The sequence below is a fragment of the Kitasatospora sp. NPDC048365 genome (genome assembly GCF_043200835.1).
Lineage (GTDB): Bacteria > Actinomycetota > Actinomycetes > Streptomycetales > Streptomycetaceae > Kitasatospora > Kitasatospora terrestris.
In genome coordinates this window covers 1-17,830 of the sequence record NZ_JBICYJ010000007.1, presented here as the reverse complement: position 1 = coordinate 17,830, position 17,830 = coordinate 1, and the positions used below count along the sequence as shown (strand labels likewise).

The following is a 17,830-nucleotide window of genomic DNA, read 5'->3' as shown; positions in this document are numbered from 1 at the left end:
ATGGAGTCCGCCCTCCCCGCTGCCGTACGGATGCGGGCCCGCTGCCGAACCACCCGGCCGAGGGCCCACCGGTCGGCCTGCCCTCCGGACCGGATCACGAGAGAAAGCCGAGGTGTCAGATGCCCTTCGAGCAGGAACCCGCCGAGGAACCGCAGTTGGCGCCTCCGGGCCGGAGATTCGTGTTCGTGGGACGCGACGAGCAGCTGTCGCGGGTGACACAGGTCCTGGGCACCCGCCCGGCGGTGGTGCTGGTCGAGGGCCAGGCCGGGATCGGGAAGTCCCGCTTGGTGGCGGAGGCCGCGGAGGTCCTGCGGGCGCAAGGGATACGGGTGCTGCTGGGCATCTGCCACCCCCTGCGTGAGCCGATGCCCTACGGGCCTGTCATCGACGCGCTGCGCCCGGTGGGATTGGGGCTGGAGCGACCAGGGCATTTGGAACGGTCCGCCGGGGGCCTGACCACGGCGCTGCCGGCCCTGGCACCGCTCCTGCCGGAACCGCCGTCCCCCACGGACTCCCCCGCGACGCGGCGTCACCGGCTACTGGCCGCCGTTCGTGCCGTGCTCACCGCCGTCGCACCGGTGGTCCTGGTGGTGGAGGACGTGCACTGGGCGGACGACGCCACCCGCGGGCTCCTGATGTCACTGGCTCGGGACATGCAGCCGGACACCGGGCTGGTCCTCACCTACCGGCGCGAGGACCTCCCCTCACCCGGAATGCCCTTCGGGGCCCCCTTCCGACACCAGCCGGGAACCACCGGAGCCGACGTCGTGTTGACTCCGCTCCTCGCCGAGGACCTGCGGACGATGGCCCGCGACGCACTCGGCTCGCCGCCGCCATCGGCGCTCGCCCGGACACTGATGGAGCGCAGCGGCGGTTTGCCGCTGGTGCTGGAGGAGGACCTTGTCGCCCTCTCCGCCACGAAGCCCACCCGGACGGGGAGCCCCGCCCTGCACCTGCGTCATCTGTCGGGCCTCGGTCTGCCGCGCAGTCTGCGGGAGGTGATGGCGGCACGCCTCTCCCGGCTCGGTGCAGGCGCCCGGGCAGTGGTGCGGGCGGCCGCCGTCCTCGGTGTGTCGGCCCGTGAGGAGTTGCTGGTCCGGGCAGCAGGACTCGGCGAGGCGGAAGGCAACCGGGGGCTGACGGAGGCCCTGGGCGCCGCCGTACTGCAGGAGCTCCTTCCGGGTGAGTACGGGTTCGGGCCTACAGTCGCCCGCCAGGCGGTGTACGAGGCCCTTCCCGGGCCGATACGCACGCGAACGCACAGGCGGGCGCTGACCGTGCTGCGCGAACAGGACCCCGCGCCGCTGGTGCAGATCGCCCACCACACCCGGGCAGTCGGCGACAGCGCCGGCTGGCAGGCGATCGCCCGGGAGGCCGCCGACCAGGCCGCCAACTGCGGCGACCACGGCACCGCGACCGCGCTGCTGCGCGAACTCGTGGCCCAGCCTGGACTCGATTCCCGGACGCTGGGTGACGCGGCCCTTCAGCTGGCTGCGGTCAGCTGCGTCTGCATCGATCACGAGGCCACACTCGCGTGCCTTCGTAAGGTCCTGGCCGCTCCCGGGCTTCCGACCGTCGTCCGCGGCGAGATTCGCAGTCGCATCGGCCTCCTGCGACTCAACCAGGGACGCGACACGGGTGGCGAGGAGGACATCGCAATTTCTGTGTCCGAGCTTCAGGACAACCCGGTGCTCGCCGCCCGGGCCTTGGCCGCCATGGCCGTCTGCGAGACCGATCGTCTCTCCGCCGGAGAGGAACACCTGCTGCTGGAGCGTGCCCACGCACTGCTGGAGAGCGTGGAACCGCACCCGCCAGCCGCAGCCGCCGTCGAGTCCGCCGCCGTCGTCAAGCTGGCCGCGCGCGGCCGGGCCGCCGCTCTCCCGCGCCTCGCCGCCCTCGCCCGCGGCGAGACCGACCCGGACCTCCTCCACGTCAGAGCCGCCGCGCTCGCCAACTGCGCCGAAGCCTGGATCTGCACCGGACAGGACGGGCAGGCCGCCGCCGTCCTCGACGAGGTCCTCACCCTCGCCGGCCACGCCCGCCTGCCGATTCTCACCATCTACGGGCACGCCCACCGTCTCCTGCTGCACTGGGCCGCCGGCCGCTGGCACGCCTTCGAAGACGGCCTGGAACGGCTCGCCGCCGAGTACCCCGACAGCCCCCTGCCGACCACTGGCCTGCTGCGCACCGCCACCGGGACCATTGCCGCCGCCCGCGGCCGCTCGGCCGAAGCCGCCCCGCCACTTCTCACACGTCATCGACCAGGGCGGACTCGCCCTCAGCTCGCTCGGTGCGCTCGCCGGCACCATGCGCCTCCGCCTGGCCTCCGGCGACACCGAAGCAGCCCTGCGCACCCTGACCGAGCACGGCGACGCCTTGGCGTTCCTGGAGCGCAAGGATGTATGGACCTATGCGTGGGGCCTCCTGCCCGCGACCGTCGAGGCGTTTCTGCGATCCGGGGACCGCACCGGAGCGGAAGCCCTGCTCCATCGCCGCCAGGCAGCGCTCACGGGACGCGAGGCGCCCGGCGCCCAGGCCGAAAACGCGCTGTGCCAAGGCCTGTTGGCCCTTGGCCTCAACCAGGACCGTGCCCGGACGCACTTCGAGGTGGCAGCTGCCCGCTGGCGGGCCATCGGCCGTCCCTACTCCGCCGCCCTCGCCTCCGAACACGCAGCGGGCACCCGGACCGGGCCCGCTCTGGCCGCTGCGCTCACCGCCATCGGTGAGGTGTTCGGGCGACTGGGTGCAACCGCCGACGCCGAGCGCTGCCGCTCCCGAGCCCGTGCGCTCGGTGGACGTCGGCCGCCCTCCCCCGGACGTGCCGGTTACGGCGACCAGCTCTCCCCCCGGGAAGAGCAGGTCCTCGGTCTCCTGCGCGACGGCACCGCGAACCACGACATCGCTGCCGTTCTCTCCATCTCACGACGCACGGTCGAACACCATGTGGCTGCTGTTCTCCGGAAACTCGACACCACTCGCGACCGACTCGCCCTGAGCCCTCGGAGCTCAACAGGCCGCCTCGGCGAGACCGGGCTCTCATAGGCACCGCACGGCGCCTGGGCCGCGAAGGAGCTGACGGCGCCGACATCGGATCGCCCGTCCGATGCACGGGACACATCGGTCGCGGCCCGTTGACCCCGGTCGACCGGGTGGGACTGCGCGGCGTGGAGGCGGACGAGTGTCAGATCGACCCGGCCGTGCTCGCGGTCTTCCAACGCCCTCCTGGCTCGGCACCGGCAAACTCAACACACCGTCGTGCGGGCACTCTCCGAGGGATTCGTACTCACGATGCTGGCCCTCGCAGAGCGGGCGGATGCCACAAGATCAGTCCACCCCGAGCGGTTGCAACAGGGCTGTTGCACATCCGCGACCCACTTAAGGTCCCCCACCAGGGGCAAACGTCCAGCTGCCTCCAACACGAACCATCACCACACTGGCGGGATAACGGAGGAGGTGGAGGAGAGGCCGACGGCCTGGCCGATCTCGCGCATGGACGGCGGGTAGCCGCGCCGCTGGACGGAGTCCTGGATGGCCTCGACGATCCGGCGCTGGCGTTGCGTCAGTCCAGCCTCGTCGGTGCGGATGCCCCGCGGGCGGCCAGGAAGGCCCCGGACAGGGTGGTCGGTGGTGTCCTCCGACACGGTGGTCTCCTCTCTCCGGGGATCTTGGTGGTGTGGCACTCTACGCCCGCCTGGGCCTGTGGTCCACGAACGTGCTGTGGCTGCCGTACCGGCTTCGACCTGCGTCGACGGCCTGGCGCCGGGCGCCGGCCGCGAGGACGGCGGGGGTGAGGGTGCCGGTGCCGAACCTGGCGTTGGCACGGTCGATGACGGGCTGCAGGGTGCGGGCGCTCTCGGTGGGCCGGTCGAAGGTCAGCTGCACCGCCGCGGTCTCCTGCTCGCCGAGGTCGCCGGCGCGGGCGGTGATCGCGCGGACCCGGGCCCGTTGCAGGCCGAGTCGGGCATGCAGGGTGTAGAGGACGTCGCGCAGCGCGGGGCTGTGGCTGGTGGCCTCGGGCAGGGTGCGGGAGCGGGTGGTGGTGGAGCGGTCGGCGTAGGTCACCTGCAGCTCGACGGCGCGGGTGGTCTGCTCGGCGGCGCGGAGTCGGGCGCCGAGGTCGGTGGCCAGGTGGAGCAGCGTCTGGCGGAGGTGGTCGGGGTCGAGGACGTCGCGTTCGAAGCGGGTGGTGGAGGCGATGGTGGCGGGTGGTCCGGAGGGGGTGACGGTCCGTCGGTCGGTGCCGTGGGCGCGCTCCAGCAGCAGGCCTGCGGTGGTGGCTCCGGCGATGCGCTGGAGGGTGGTCGGGGGGAGGTCGGCGAGTTCACCGATGGTGCTGATGCCGTACCGGGTGAGTTTCTTCTCCAGGGCCGGGCCGATGCCGGGCAGTAGGCGGACATCCTGGCGGTGGAGGAAGGCGAGCTGCTGGCGGGGGTCGTCGGGGAGGGTGTGGACGGTGCCGGGTGCGGCGGTGTCGGCGGCGATGGCGGCAAGGAGGCGGTTGGGGCCGAGGCCGCCGGTGCTGACCAGACCGTAGCGCCCAGCCAGCTGGGTCTGCAGCCGGTCCGCGAGAGCGGCCGGCGGCAGCCTGAAGTAGGAGGTGGCGCCGGACAGCTGGAGCAGCGTCCGATCGGGTGGGAGGGCCTGGACGACGGGGGTGATGCCGGTGAGGACGGCGAACAGGGAGTGGTAGGTCTCGAAGCCGGCGCGGTGGACACGCAGGCTCAGGACCGTGGAGGCGGTGGGGGTGGTGGGCATCTTGTCCTCCCCTGGCTGGGCCGTCGTCTGGTCGCTCGGTCGGACAACTCTCCGGTCTGGCCGGATTGCGGCGCGGTGCAGGTTCATGGCCCGTCACCCTGGAGAACCTGGGGAGGCGTGCCAGAGTCGTCCGGCACCTGCTTGTCGTCGGCCGCCGGCTTCCCGGTCGGGGGCGGGGCCGTCGTCCGAGGTGGCGTGGGTGGGCTGGGTCAGCAGGGCCCGGACGGCGGCTGTTCCGCCGGCCCGGTGGGCGTCGGCGATCTCCTGGAGGTTCCACGCGAGGGTGCCGATCACGGTGACCGACTGGCCGCGGCGGGAGACGGTGCCGCGGGCCAGGATCAGGAAGTGGTGGAACAGGGTGCTCGCGGCCTGTTCGTGGGTGTCGTCGAAGAAGGTCAGGTCGACCTGGCCCCGCTCGCCGGTGCTGCCGTCGTCGAGGGACACGAAGATGGTGCGGCGCCCGGAGCGCATCGGCGGCGTCTGGATGGCGACCTTCGCGCCGGCGACCAGCACCGTCTCGCCGGTCCGATGGTCCTTCAGCTGGTGGGCGGGGGTGACGCCGAGCTCTGCGAGCAGCGGGTGGAAGGGCTCCATGAGGTGCCGGCTCGCGTCCATGCCGATGACCTCCAGCTCGGCCTGCACCTCCTCCCCCGACGTCATGGCCGGAAGACCCGCCCGGCCCTGCGCCGGCGCGGCGGGGGCTACGAGGACGAGCTGGTCGAGGATCTGGCCGCCGCGGTGCTGGTGGTGGAGCTCGTCGAGCAGGAGGAGCAGCTCGCGGCGGTGGGCGCCGTGCGCGATGGCGTCGAGGGCGCCGATGCGGGCGAGGCGTTCGGCGATCGGGTGGGTGGGGCGGGCGCGGGTCCAGAAGTCGGGGATGTCGGTGTAGGGCTGCTGGTCGGCGATCCGGGCCGCGATGTCGGTGGTGATGCCGTGGACGTCGGCGAGGGAGATGCGCAGGCCGAAGCGGCCGTCGGGGAGCTGTTCGGTGCGGTAGGTGGCTGTGGAGTGCTGGACGTCGAGGGGCAGGATCGGCACGCCGCGACGCCGGGCGTCGGCGACGACGAGGCGCTTGGGGTACATGCCGGGGTCGTGTTCCAGCAGGCCGGCGTAGAACGGGGCCGGGAAATGGGCCTTCAGCCAGGCGGACTGCAGGGTCGTCAGGGCGAACGCGACGGCGTGGGACTTGGCGAAGCCGTACGCGCCCATGTTCTCGATCATGTGCCAGACCTCGTCCACCACTGCCGCGCTGTAGCCGGCCGCGGCGGCGCGCTGCCGGTACCAGGCCTCCAGCTTCGGCAGCCGCTCCGGCTCGGCCAGAGCCCGCCGGGCCTCCTCCCCCATCCCCAGGTCCGAGCGCGTCATCGTCGCGAACACCTTGATCAGCTGCTCGTTGAAGATCACGACGCCGTACGTCGAGCGCAGCGCTGGCTCGAGGTCGGGGTGGGGGTAGCGGACGGGGCGTTTGCCGTGCCGGCCGAGGAGGAAGGGGCGGATCATGTCGGCCTGCACCGGCCCGGGCCGGAACAGCGATATCTCGGCGACCAGGTCCTCGAACGTCTCGGGCTGCAGGCGGCCGGCGAGGTCGAGCTGGCCGGGTGACTCCAGCTGGAAGACGCCGAGGTTCTGGCCGCTGCGCAGCAGTTCGAACGCCTTGGGGTCGTCGAGCGGGACCTGTGTGCGGTCGTCGAGGTCGATCCGGTGGCCGGTGGTGCGTTCGATCTCGCGGACCGCGTAGGCCATGGAGGACTGCATGCGGACACCGAGGACGTCGAGTTTGAGGAGGCCGAGGCCGTCGATTTCGACGTCCTCCTTGTCGAACTGCATCGCGGGGAATCCCTCGGTCGGGGTCGGGACCACGGGGGTGCGCTGCAGCAGGGTGTTGTTGGAGAGGATGACGCCGCACGGGTGCATCGAACTCCCTCTCGGAAGTGCGTCGAGGCCTTCGGCGAGCTCGAACAGCCGGCCGTAGCGCTCCCGGTGCTCGGCGACGCCGCGCAGCTCCGGGAGTTCGCGGAGCGCGGTGGTGATGGACCGCGCGGTGATGTGCGGGAACGCCTTGGCCAGGCGCCCGACCTCGTCCGGCGGCAGGCCGAGGGCGAGGCCGGTGTCGCGGATGGCATGCCGGGCGCGGTAGGTCTCCGGCATCGACAGGGTGCACACCCGCTCGATGCCGTAGCGGGCCATGATCCGCCGGTACACCTCCAGGCGGCGGGCGGACTCAACGTCGATGTCGATGTCCGGCAGGGAGCGGCGTTGCAGGTTGAGGAACCGCTCCATGATCAGGTCATGGTCCAGCGGGTTGGCGACGCTGATCCCGAGCAGGTGCACCACGAGCGAGCCGACGCCGGAGCCCCGCGCTTGCACCCGGATGCCCAGCTCCCTCACGTCGTCGACGACCTGGGCGACCGTCAGGAAGTACGTCGGCCAGCCCAGGGTGTTGACCAACCGCAGCTCCTCCTCCAACCGCGCGCGCATGGTGGGGCTCCGGTCGTAGCCGCGGCGCACCATCCCGGCCTCGCACCGCTCGCGCAGCACCCTGGCCGAGGTGCCGGGCGCGACGCCGACGACGTGCTCCTCCGGAAAGTGCACCCGGCCGATCCCGAGATCCGACTCCGGGTCCAGGCGGCAGTCGTTCGCAGTGCGGGCCGTCACCTGCAGCAGGTGGGATGCACCCCCGCGCTCCTGGCCGGCGGCGGCCGCGACCTCCTCCGCGAGCTGCGCCATCTCCCGCGCGTCCTTCAGGCTCCGCTCCCCGTTGCAGGACGACCCGACCGGCATGGGGACCAACAGCCGAGCCGAGTCCAGGACGCCCGCGACCGGCGCCTGCCGCGCATCGGCGTAGCGGACGGCGTTGGTGAGCACCGCGAGCAGGTCGAGGTCCGCGGCCAGGCCGACGGTGCGGGCCGCGAGCCGGAGCGAGCCGGGGCCGGTGCCGGTGCGGCGATGGTGGACGGCCTCCAGCCGCAGGTGGGCGCCGAACATCTCCCGCCACGGGGCGAGCAACTCGCCGGCGAGGTCGGGCCGGCTGGCGGACAGCGCGCGGACAGGCTCGGAGACCGGGCCGAGCAGAACCGTGAGGCCCTCGGTGTGCTGCTCCAGGTCGTCGCGGGGGACGACCGGCTGCCCGCCGCCGGCCTTCGCGCGGGCGGCCCACGCGGCGGTGATCAAGCTGCAGAGGTTCGCCCAGCCGGTGCGGTCGCGGGCCAGCAGGGTGATCCGGGGGCGGACTGGTCGACGAACGCCCCGCCGCGCGCCGGGGTGCGGGCACGGCCGCGACCCTCCGGTCTCCCGGGGGCCACTCACCGTCGCCGAGGTGCGCGCCACCTTCGAGGTGTCGGTCCGGCCGGGACTGACGATCGTGGTCGAGCCGGACGACCCTGGTCCGCCCGACCTCACCGGAGACCTGTGGGTGGGCCTGGTGGCCAACGAGGACCCCGCGTGGCCGCTCTCCTTGGACGTACTGGCCGGCGACGACTGCGGACTCGGCCCCCACCCCGACCTGCGGATCGCGTCGCAACTGGCGGGGTGCCACGACGTGGACGTGCTGTGCGGCGTCGATCCCGCCTTCGTCGACGTCGACCCCCAGGATCCGTACTACCGGCTGGCATTGGTCGGCGGCCAGTGGCACCTGGCCAGCACGGCCGGCACCCGGCTGGAGCTCTGCGCCCCGGCACCGGCCGTCGGCGCTGGAGCGGGCATCCGTGGTCAGTACAACCAGGGCTGACAGCAACCGCCAACCACCGCTGACAAGCTGCTCTGCCACCTGCACAGACACACGTGCCATCCGCCAACTGGCGCTGACGATCACCCGCACCACGCATGGCGCCGCGCACCGGCGGGGCAAGCGGCAGCAGGACAGTGGTGATCGGCGATGAACGGCACGCGGCGGACCTGGCGTCCTGGCTTCACGGTCGACCTCCGCCAGCCCCTCGGCCGATCGTCCACGGCTCAGACCCGACCGCGGCCCGGGAGGCCGGCGGGCCTGGCGCGCCTTCCGCACTCCCGTCGGCGTCGGCACGATCCGCATCACCGCCCGCCCGGCCGATGGCGAGTTTGAACGACGTGTGCAGCACCCAGTCCGGCCGAGCAGCTCCCGCCGGGAAGGGCGGCTGCGCTAGCCTGCTGATGCAGCCGTCGCGTTGGAAGGGGCATCAGATGGCACGCATCACGTTCGACCCGGCCGAGGCCGAGGGTCTGCGGACGGCCGCTCGGGAGGCGTTCACCGACGGCACCCCGGCGCTGGCGTACACCCTGGAGAAGCTGGCCGCGGAGGGCATCGACCTGGAGTCGTGCATTCCGTGGGACGGCCTGCGCGTCGAGCTCGGCCTGCCCGAGGACGACGGCGTGGCCGACGTTGCCTAAGCACTCCGGCCCGGGGCGCCGAGCCACCATCTCCTTCTCCCCGGAGGCCGAGCAGCAGATCCGCGCCCTCGAACCGGCGGAGCTGGAGCGAGTCGACCGGGCCCTGGTCACCATCTCGATCGATCCGACGGTGGGCACGCCGATGGCGTCGGCGCCGGTGCTGCGGGAGTTCCAGAAGGACGGCGCCCGGATCATCTACTTCGCTTCGGTGCTGGGCCACGTCGTCGTGGTCGCGTACGTCGAAGGCTGACTCTCACCCTCGCGGTCCGTACTGGCTGGACGTTGGCGGTCGGAGACGTCGTGAGGCATGTCCGCGCTGCAGCACCTGGGGTCGGTGAGCGCGTAGCCGCTTCGGCCGCGGCCCGGCTCCAGGAGCCGGGTCGTTCGGCGCAAGGCCTCGGTCTTGGTGCGCGCGTGGTCATCGGCGTGAGCGCCAGGTGGCGAACAGGCCCATGCCGGCGCTCGTGACGGCGGTGAAGGCACCGGGGCCAGCCAAGACGAACACAGTGGCGGCGAGAGCGATCAGGAGCAGCAGGGCCACCAGGTCCAGGACCCGCTCGCCGGTCGGGGCGGAGGGGGTCTGTTCGGCCGGGCGGGCGTCGCTGTACTGCGGGGCCTGGAGGGCGTGCAGCGTCGGGGCGGGGGTCGCGGTGGGCGGCTGGGTGGTGTCGTCGGTGTCCATGCCCACCAGTGCAGGCCCGCTCCGGCTGCCGCCTGCTACTGCACGAACGGATCCGTGCGAGCCCGATCAGCACCGGCCGGGGCCGAATTCCCCGTCGGTTCTGCCGAACATCGGGCCTGTCCGGTGCTGTTCGGCCGTTTTCGGTGCGGCCCCTGACCGGGGGTTCTACGGTGGTCCTCACACACCGTCAGGGGGACCATGTGGCCGACCCGATCGCCGATCCGCAGCAGTCGGGCCCGGACGGCTACCCGCAGGCGCTGTCCGCCTTCGCGGGGAAGCTGCGCGATCTGCGGATTGCCTGCGGCAAGCCCACGTTGCGCGCGGTGGAGAAGGCCGCGCCGTCCTCGCGGCCGCTGTCGGCCTCCGCGGTCAGCGAGGCACTGGCGGGCAAGCGGCTGCCGCGCCTGGACTTCCTGATCGCCCTGGTCCAGACCCTGCACGAGCTGGAGGACGGCCGCCCCGCAGGGCGGGACGACCCGCGGGTCAAGCAGTGGCGCACCCGCTGGCAGGAAGTCGAACTCGCCCGGGTCAATGCCCGCCCGGAGCCCCTGCCGCGTTCTCGGCCAGAGCCTGACACCGTCGGACCGCCCGCGAGTCCGGAAGGATTTGCGGCGCGGCAGCCCGCCCTGGCGGTCCCGCAGTGGGCCACACCCCCACGGGTGTGGGAACGCCTCATGGACGCTCATACCGGCACGGTCTGGTCGGTGGCGTTCTCCCCCGATGGACGCCTGCTCGCCAGCGCCGGCGGCGACGGCACGGTGCGGCTGTGGGACCCGGCCACCGGCAAGGCCCACGGCCGACCCCTCATCGGCCTCACCGACGGCGTCTACTCGGTGGCGTTCTCCCCCGACGGGTGCCTGGTCGCCGCCGGCGGCCATGGCGCGGTGCGGCTGTGGGTCCCAGCCACCGGCCAGCCCCACGCCCAACTCGCCGGGCACACCGGCGCGGTCCGGTCGGTGGCGTTCTCCCCCGACGGGCGCCTTCTCGCCACCGCAGGCCACGACGCCACGGTGCGGCTGTGGGACCCGGCCACCGGTCGGCCCCACGGCCAACCCCTCGCCGGCCACACCGGCTCGGTCTGGTCGGTGGCGTTCTCCCCCGATGGACGCCTTCTCGCCACCGCAGGCCATGGCACGGTGCGGCTGTGGGACTCGGCGACCGGCAAGGCCCACGGCCAGCTCACCGGCTACACCGGCTCGGTCTGGTCGGTGGCGTTCTCCCCCGACGGGCGCCTCCTCGCCACCGCAGGCCATGGCACGGTGCGGCTGTGGGACCCGACTACCGGCCTGCCGCACGGTGAACCCCTCACCGGCCACACCGGCGGGGTCATGTCGGTGGCGTTCTCCCCTGGTGGACGCCGGCTCGCCTCCACAGGCGACGACGGCACGGTGCGGCTGTGGGACCCGGCGACCGGCAAGGCCCACGGCCAGCTCACCGGCCACACTGGTGTTCTCTACTCGGTGGCGTTCTCCCCCGACGGGCGCTGGCTCGCCACCGCCGGTGAGGACAGCACGGTGCGAATGCGCGAGGTGTCCGATGTCGTACCCGAGCCCGAAGTCATCGCGCCGCTGCCCGAGCAGTCCCCTCCGCATCCAGACCTCACCGCATTGCAAAAAGAACGCGACGAACTCGCCCACCGCATCGCGGTCCTGGACGCCGCCGCGAAAGCGGCCGAAACCCGGATCGAAGCACTCGTCAGCACCATCTACGCACGGTTGCCGTCGGAAGGGCTGCCCCTCACTGGATCCGCCGGCCACATTTTGTCGGTGACGTTCTCCCCCGACGGCCGCCTGCTCGCTGGCGCCGGCATCGACGGCGGAGTACGCCTGTGGGACCCGGCCACCGGCCACCCGCATGGCGAACCCCTCACAGGCCACACCAGCAGTGTCCAGGCGATGGCGTTCTCCCCCGATGGCCGCCTGCTTGCCGCCGCTGGCGTCGACGGCGAAGTACGCCTGTGGGACCCGGCCACCGGCCACCCGCACAGCGAACCCCTCTGGAGTCGTCGCAGCGGCACTGTCGAGGCTCTAGCGTTCTCGCCCGACGGGCGACTCCTCGCTGCTGCCGGCCACGACGGCGCAGTGCGGCTGTGGGACCCGGCCACCAGCCAGCTCAACGGCCGCCCCCTCACCGGTCAGGGCCCCGGTGTCCGGGCTGTAGCGTTTTCTCCCGACGGCCACTTGCTCGCCGCCGCTGGCCTTGCAGGCGCGGTGTGGTTGTGGGACCCGGCTACCGGCCAGCCGCACGGCCAGCCCCTCAACTCCGCTACCGGCACGGTCGGGTCGGTGATGTTCTCCCCCAACGGTCGCCTGCTCGCCGCCGCCGGCGAAAATGGCATGGTGCGACTGTGGGACCTGGCCACCGGCCGGCCCCACGGCCAACCCCTCACCGACAGCACCAGCCGGGTCTACTCGGTGGCGTTTTCCCCCGACGGCCGTCTCCTCGCCACCGCCAGCGGCGACGGCACGATACGGCTGTGGGACGTTGCCACTGGCCGCCTACACAGCGTGCCCCTCACCGGTCACGTCGGTCAGCTCTGGTCGGTGGCCTTCTCCCCCGACGGCCGTCTGCTCGCCACCGCCGGTGAGGACCACACGGTGAGGCTGTGGCCCGCACCGTCCGCCGCATGATCATGACTCAGCGCCACCCGCATCTGCGTGTAGGTGGCACCGGCCCCTGCAGGCACTGGTCCTCAACGGCGCCGGCCTACAGCGGCGCCGCGAGCTGACCGGGGTTCTGCCCGGGCAGGTGGACCTCGACCAGGTCGGTGCCCTCGACCGGGGTGTCAGCGTTCGGGTCCGGCCGCCAGGCGGGGCGGATGCCTTCGAGGACGGCGGCACCGGCGTCGGAGAGGGTCGCGTTGCGCTCGTGCTTCCGGCGGCGCTCGCGGTAGCCGACCGTGGTGGCCGGGTTCTCGTGGTCGGCGAACGCCTGGACCTCGACCAGGTCGACGCCGTCGTCGAGCATGTGCGTGATCCGGGAGGCGCGCATGACCTGGGGGGTGACGTCCCGGCAGCGCTCGCAGCGGGAGAAGGCGTGCCGCCGCTCACCCGGGGCTGGCGACTGGTCGACATCGGGGCAGGTGAGGACCCGGGCGCGGTGGCCGAGACGGGTCAGGATCCGGTCGACGTCGCTCGGGTCGAGCCGGTCTCTGGTGGCGTCCAGCAGCAGCGGGCCCTCAGCTCGGCCGGCGGTCTGGGTGTCCAGCAGTTCGGCGACGAACGTGGACAGCGGCAGGATTCGCTCTTTGTTCTCCTTGCGGGTCACGTCCAGGTAGGAGCGCCGCCCGCGCTCGATCCGGGCGGTGACGTCGGCCGCGCACATCTCGGAGACCCGGCCAGCCAGGGTGTAGAGCAGGGCGACAACGGTGAGGTCGAGCTCGGAAGTGGCGGCGGCGTGCAGCGCCTGGATCTCCGCTTTCTCCAGCACCGGCGTGCTGGAGCTGCTGTTGCCCTTGTCGATCCGCGGTAGGTCGTCGCGCAGCACCGGGTTGCGCACGCCTTCGCTGCGCTCGGCGGCGTAGACGTGCAGGGAGGACAGTGAGCGCAGGTAGCGGGCGATCGTCGCCAGCCGAGCGCCGCAGGCCTCCGCGCGGATCCGCCAGGCGGTGATCTGCTCGGCGGTGAAGCAGCCGACGAAGAAGCGGTCGTGGCCGAGCTCGCGCGCGTACCCGGCCCAGACTGGGCGGACGTCGTCCACGTAGTTGCGCTTCGTCTCGATGGAGCCGCGCCGGGTGGAGGAGATCCACTGCAGCACCAGCGGGAAGGTGTCCGGGGTGACCGCCTCGGCGAGCAGCTCCACCCGCGGCAGGTAGAAGCGCTACTGGCCCTGCCGGTCGGTCTGTACCCGGCCGAGGTCCTCCCGCAGCTTCTTGAACACGGCGTCGGCAAGCGCGGAGGAGGGCAGCGCCGGGGTGGGGCCGTGCCCGGCCGGGTCGATCTGAGAGGTCGTCACCATGATCAGTGGTAGCGGATAACAAGACGTTATCCGCTACCCTGGTGCGCTCACCCGATCGTGGCGATCAAGCGATTCACATTCTGTGAATCGGCGAGGATCGGGGTCGTGGCCCCCCCCGACGGCGCACCCCCGCCGCCCGCCAGAAGGCCGCTTCCCCGCTGCGCAGGCCCCCGATCCGGCTCGACCTCCAGCGGTCGGGCGACCTGGTGGAAGAGCTGCGCTGGCTGCACGAGCAGAACGGCGCCGACACGATGCCCGACGCCGACGGGCTGAACGGCGCGCTGTTGTGGGCCGAGCGCAACGCCCACCGGCTCAAGCGGGCGAACAGATCGACCGTCACCAGTCCGCCGCCGTCGACATCGCCCGGGCCGTGGGCACAGAGTGGGCCTACCTCGCCGGACCGCTCGCCGTGTCCGGCCCGTCCGCCGCAGTCAGCAAGGCGACCTGGATGAGCGCCGCCACCCTGACCGATCCGGACGAGCAGCTGGTCCGCCGCACCCTCGAGGCACTCGCCGACGCCCAGGTCTGGATCGCCCGCCGGCAGCTGGAGGCACACGATCGGTCAGGAGTTGGAACCCTGAGGCAGAGGATTCTCGTTGAGCCAGCGCCGGACGGTTGCTGCGTCCTGTGGGCGTCCCAGCGCGTTCAGCAGCGGTGCTTGAAGGTTCAGCACCGCGTGGAGTCGCGGTAGCAGGGAGGGCATAGCGGCGATGTGAGCCCGATAGCACTCCACGGCTGCACTCGTGGCATGTAGCGCTTCAGGCAGACTACCTCCGCGCGCCATGAGCAGGGCCCGGATGGTCAGTGAGGTGGCGAGGTCGGGCTCGAAGGCGTCGGGGTTGTCGGCGGCCAGCCGCCGCCGGATCTCCACCGCCTGCCCGGTGGCGGTCAGTGCCTCGGCTAGCTGCCCCGCATCGGTCAGATGAGCGCCGAGGTTGGTCAGTGAGGCGGCGAGTTCGGGCTCGTGGGCGTCGGGGTTGTCGGCAGCCAGCCGCCGGTAGATGTCCACCGCCTGTTGCTCCGCGGTCAGGGCCTCGGCCCACCGTCCAGTTTCTGACAGTCGGATGCCGAGGTTGGACAGCGAGCGGGCGAGTTCGGGCTCGTGGGCGTCGGGGTTGTCGGCGGCCAGTCTCCGGCGGATCTCCACCGCCTGTTGCTCCGCGGTCAGGGCCTCGGCCTGCCGCCCCGCATCTGACAGATGAGCGCCGAGGTTGGACAGTGAGCCGGCGAGGCCGGGTTCGTATGCGGCGGGGTTGGCGGCCGCCAGCCGTCGGTAGATGTCCGTTGCCTGCTCGGCCGCGGTTAGGGCCTCGGTCCGCCGCCCTGCCTGCGACAGGCGGTTGCCGAGGTTGGACAGCGAGGCGGCGAGGTCGGGCTCGTAGGCGTCGGGGTTGCTGGCGGCCAGCCGCTGCCGGATCTCCACCGCCTGCTCGGCCGCGGTCAGGGCCTCGGCCCGCCGCCCCGCCTGCGACAGGCGGTTGCCGAGGTTGGACAGCGAGGCGGCGAGTTCGGGCTCGAAGGCGGCTGGGTTGGCATGCGCCAGCCGCCGGTAGATGTCCACCGCCTGCTCGGCCGCGGTCAGGGCCTCGGCCCGCCGCCCCGCACCCGATAGATGAGCGCCCAAGTTGGTCAACGAGGCGGCGAGGTCGGGCTCGAAGGCGTCGGGGTTGTCGGCGGCCAGCCGGCGCCGGATCTCCACCGCCTGCCCGGTGGCGGTCAGTGCCTCCGCCCGCCGCCCCGCACCCGATAGATGAGCGCCAAGGTTGGACAACGAGGCGGCAAGTTCGGGCTCGAAGGTGTCGGGATCCTCATGAGCGAGTTCCCGCTGGACATCGGTGAGGGCGGTGGTAAGCCGTACGGCGAGCGGGGTGATGACGAGAGTGGGATGTGGGAGTGCGGCCATAATGGCCCGGAGGGCCTGGTACTGGAGGGAGAGGCCGTCCAAGGCCGCGCCAAGGGTGCGGAGTACGTCGTCGCTGTCGTCGGTGCGGTCGGCGTTGTAGTGGGCAATAGCGGCACGGGCCAGAACGATGATGGTCTGGGCCTGTTGGTCGGAGGCGGCTGCGCTCAGGAGAGCAGGCAGGTCGATGCCACTCTCCATCAGAGCGCGGGTGGCGTGGTACTCGGCGATGCGGTCGGGTTGGAGCGAGCCCCAGAAGCGATCGGGGTCGGCCGGATACAGCCGTGCGAGCCAAGCGGCGGTACGCGCGGTCTTGTGGGCGGGCACCGCGGAGAGGACCGTCAGCACGCGGGCGGCATCGTTGGAGGTGGCGGCTCCGCACAGGGCCGCGACGGCGACGGCGGCCTTCAGAGTGGCGGTGTCCAGGCCGAGTTCGAAGGCGTCGGTGTCGGCGCTGTCCTTCCAGAAGCGTTCCTCGTGCTCGAGCAGGATTTCCTCGGCCGACGTGCCGGGAACGGCGGTTGCGGGGCGCGGGCCGTGCTGGAAGAGGGTGACCAGGGCGGTCATCTGCAGGGTGAGGGCGTTGTCGTACCGGGGGTGGGCCAGATCGTCCGAGGGCCGGATCGAGTCGGCGAGCGTAGCCCAGTCGTGGTTGGGCACGCTGGGGACCTGCGGGAGCAGCAGCGCCAGATCGCGAACGGCGTGCCGGAAGTCGATGTTGCGGTCTCGGTCGGGACGGCCGGCGGGCTGGAGCGGGCCGAGCGGGACGACGGGCGCCGCGCCCAACAGGTGGCGGACTTGGGGGGTGGCGCTGAGGGCGTCGGTACGCCATTCACCGTCGGAGCGGGCGAGCAGCAGCAGGCGGACGCGGTGACGGCTGGCGTGCAGCTGGGTGACGAGGCGGCGCAGCAGCCGGGGGCGGGTCTCGGCGTAGTCGACGACGAGGAGCAGGGGCAACGCGGTGGTCAGAGGGGCGAGGTCGGGTGGGGTGTCGTGGTCGGTGAGGTCCGAGCGCAGGTGCCCGGTGACCCAGTTCTCACGGCTGAAGGTGTCGGTGAGGTGGCGGGCGAGGCGGGTCTTGCCCTGGCCGCCGGGGCCAGTGACCACCCGGATCGCGATCTTGGCGGGATCGTCGGCGCACCAGGCGTGCAGGTCGGCGAGCTCGCTGTCGCGGCCATGGAAGGCGACGGCCGCGGTGTCGGCGCGCAGCAGGGCGGCGGGTGAGTCCAGGTCGCGGTCGACAACGGCAGGATTCAGGAGGTGGGCGGGTTCAATGGGTTCGAGGACCGGGTCCCAGCCAGTGTGCTCGGCAATGAGCCGACGGAACTCGGAGGGTTCACCGTGGTGGTCGGTGAGGAGGTGGCTGAGGGGGGTGGCGGTCAGGCGGGTTCCGCCGTCGGCCTGACGGTCGTAGCGGACGATGCCGCACAGCAGGTCGCCGCCGAAGCCGTCGTCGGCCAGGACCGCCGCCCCGGACACGCCGGACCAGCGGGTGCCACTCGAGGCAGGCGGGCCGGCGGGCACCGGGGTGTCGCTGGTGACTTCGTAGCGGCCGGCCAGCGATCCTGTGCCGGGGGCGATCCGGCCCTCCAGTTGCTCGTCCAGTCGGCCCCGCTCGAGGTCTTTCTGCAGGCGCGGGAAGCCGGTCAGGGCGACCGGATGGGATGGGGTGCCGATGAGGCGTCCGTAGCGCTGGGGCGGCCTGGTCACCAGGTCGGACAGGGACTCGGGGACGGGCCAGTCGCAGTCGGCGGCGATCTCGACCAGCGAGGCATCCACCTCGTCGTCCCGCCGCCGCCAGACCACCGCCGCCGGATACTCCCCCTCGCTCGTGTCGGGCTGGCACACCGTCACCCCGTACCGGCCGGCGTCCGGATCAAGGTCGTCCAGGACGTGGTCGGCGGTTAGCACCAGTCTCGGTGCGACCAGGTACCCCGTCCCGAACCCCTTCCCGTCCTCACCCTTGAGGGCCACCCGGATCTGCACCCGCCGGTCGAACTCCACGCACACTCCCCCGATCCCGGTCTGCTGCCCCCGCTGGCCAACCGGTACGGCTACGGCTACTCCCTGTCGCGAACCTCGACGTTACCGCCACCGGCCTGCTGAGGAGTCAGCTTCACGTGCACCGTGTGGGTGGCCTTGCTGCCGCTCTCCTTCTTCCCACCCAAACT

General features: G+C 72.3%; 13 protein-coding genes and 1 pseudogene. 7 read left to right on the top strand and 7 right to left on the bottom strand.

Translation table 11 applies throughout. The features are described 5' to 3' along the window. Positions 1-119: 119 nt before the first annotated feature. The 3 genes from ACGFX4_RS09115 to ACGFX4_RS09105 all read left to right on the top strand — a co-directional run bounded on the left by ACGFX4_RS09115 (position 120) and on the right by ACGFX4_RS09105 (position 3,504). On the top strand, positions 120-2,726 hold the full coding sequence (locus ACGFX4_RS09115) for an AAA family ATPase (RefSeq protein ID WP_393071343.1): 2,607 nt from the start codon (positions 120-122) through the stop codon (positions 2,724-2,726). Next, entirely contained in the window at positions 2,608-3,042 is a 435-nt protein-coding gene (locus ACGFX4_RS09110) for a LuxR C-terminal-related transcriptional regulator (RefSeq protein ID WP_393071342.1), read from the top strand. Before ACGFX4_RS09115 ends, ACGFX4_RS09110 begins: the two co-directional genes overlap by 119 nt. Positions 3,043-3,255: 213 nt before the next feature. Next, on the top strand, positions 3,256-3,504 hold the full coding sequence (locus tag ACGFX4_RS09105; RefSeq protein ID WP_393071341.1) for a hypothetical protein: 249 nt from the start codon (positions 3,256-3,258) through the stop codon (positions 3,502-3,504). Here ACGFX4_RS09105 and ACGFX4_RS09100 read toward each other — a convergent pair. From ACGFX4_RS09100 to dnaE, 3 genes and pseudogenes are all read right to left on the bottom strand, one after another. Next, positions 3,444-3,641, bottom strand: a pseudogene (locus tag ACGFX4_RS09100) (repressor LexA); the annotation flags it as partial. The gene ACGFX4_RS09105 and the pseudogene ACGFX4_RS09100 sit on opposite strands and share 61 nt — an antisense overlap. A gap of 40 nt (positions 3,642-3,681) precedes the next feature. Further along, on the bottom strand, positions 3,682-4,755 hold the full coding sequence (locus tag ACGFX4_RS09095) for a hypothetical protein (RefSeq protein ID WP_393071340.1): 1,074 nt from the start codon (positions 4,753-4,755) through the stop codon (positions 3,682-3,684). Between the two features lie 93 nt (positions 4,756-4,848). Next, on the bottom strand, positions 4,849-7,926 hold the full coding sequence (gene dnaE / locus ACGFX4_RS09090; protein ID WP_393071339.1) for a DNA polymerase III subunit alpha: 3,078 nt from the start codon (positions 7,924-7,926) through the stop codon (positions 4,849-4,851). 145 nt (positions 7,927-8,071) lie between these two features. Here dnaE and ACGFX4_RS09085 point away from each other — a divergent pair, with 145 nt between their 5' ends. The 3 genes from ACGFX4_RS09085 to ACGFX4_RS09075 all read left to right on the top strand — a co-directional run bounded on the left by ACGFX4_RS09085 (position 8,072) and on the right by ACGFX4_RS09075 (position 9,370). Continuing rightward, positions 8,072-8,482 carry a hypothetical protein gene (locus ACGFX4_RS09085; RefSeq protein ID WP_393071338.1) on the top strand — a complete coding sequence of 137 codons (411 nt, stop codon included), beginning with the start codon at positions 8,072-8,074 and terminating at the stop codon, positions 8,480-8,482. Positions 8,483-8,913: 431 nt separating this feature from the next. Continuing rightward, on the top strand, positions 8,914-9,120 hold the full coding sequence (locus tag ACGFX4_RS09080; protein ID WP_393071337.1) for a hypothetical protein: 207 nt from the start codon (positions 8,914-8,916) through the stop codon (positions 9,118-9,120). Further along, entirely contained in the window at positions 9,113-9,370 is a 258-nt protein-coding gene (locus ACGFX4_RS09075; RefSeq protein ID WP_393071336.1) for a hypothetical protein, read from the top strand. The genes ACGFX4_RS09080 and ACGFX4_RS09075 overlap by 8 nt, the downstream gene beginning before the upstream one ends. A gap of 168 nt (positions 9,371-9,538) precedes the next feature. Here ACGFX4_RS09075 and ACGFX4_RS09070 read toward each other — a convergent pair whose 3' ends face one another. Then, on the bottom strand, positions 9,539-9,802 hold the full coding sequence (locus tag ACGFX4_RS09070; protein ID WP_393071335.1) for a hypothetical protein: 264 nt from the start codon (positions 9,800-9,802) through the stop codon (positions 9,539-9,541). A gap of 200 nt (positions 9,803-10,002) precedes the next feature. Here ACGFX4_RS09070 and ACGFX4_RS09065 point away from each other — a divergent pair, with 200 nt between their 5' ends. Next, positions 10,003-12,432: a WD40 repeat domain-containing protein gene (locus ACGFX4_RS09065; protein WP_393071334.1), complete on the top strand. Its 2,430-nt coding sequence runs from the start codon at positions 10,003-10,005 to the stop codon at positions 12,430-12,432. Between the two features lie 76 nt (positions 12,433-12,508). Here the strand turns inward: ACGFX4_RS09065 and ACGFX4_RS09060 are convergent, their stop codons facing one another. The 3 genes from ACGFX4_RS09060 to ACGFX4_RS09050 all read right to left on the bottom strand — a co-directional run bounded on the left by ACGFX4_RS09060 (position 12,509) and on the right by ACGFX4_RS09050 (position 17,663). Continuing rightward, positions 12,509-13,603: a tyrosine-type recombinase/integrase gene (locus ACGFX4_RS09060; protein WP_393071333.1), complete on the bottom strand. Its 1,095-nt coding sequence runs from the start codon at positions 13,601-13,603 to the stop codon at positions 12,509-12,511. Positions 13,604-13,621: 18 nt separating this feature from the next. Further along, complete coding sequence (locus ACGFX4_RS09055) at positions 13,622-13,756, bottom strand: hypothetical protein (RefSeq protein ID WP_393071332.1); 135 nt, start codon at positions 13,754-13,756, stop codon at positions 13,622-13,624. Positions 13,757-14,321: 565 nt separating this feature from the next. Beyond that, positions 14,322-17,663 (bottom strand): tetratricopeptide repeat protein, encoded by a 3,342-nt coding sequence (locus tag ACGFX4_RS09050; protein WP_393071331.1) that lies wholly within the window; start codon positions 17,661-17,663, stop codon positions 14,322-14,324. Between the last annotated feature and the right edge of the window lie 167 nt (positions 17,664-17,830).

What these genes read in the sequence shown, in the direction of transcription:
- ACGFX4_RS09080 (WP_393071337.1), top strand. Translation starts at nt 8,914, where the DNA reads ATGGCACGCATCACGTTCGACCCGGCCGAGGCCGAGGGTCTGCGGACG.
- ACGFX4_RS09095 (WP_393071340.1), bottom strand. Translation starts at nt 4,755, where the DNA reads ATGCCCACCACCCCCACCGCCTCCACGGTCCTGAGCCTGCGTGTCCAC.
- ACGFX4_RS09115 (WP_393071343.1), top strand. Translation starts at nt 120, where the DNA reads ATGCCCTTCGAGCAGGAACCCGCCGAGGAACCGCAGTTGGCGCCTCCG.
- ACGFX4_RS09070 (WP_393071335.1), bottom strand. Translation starts at nt 9,802, where the DNA reads ATGGACACCGACGACACCACCCAGCCGCCCACCGCGACCCCCGCCCCG.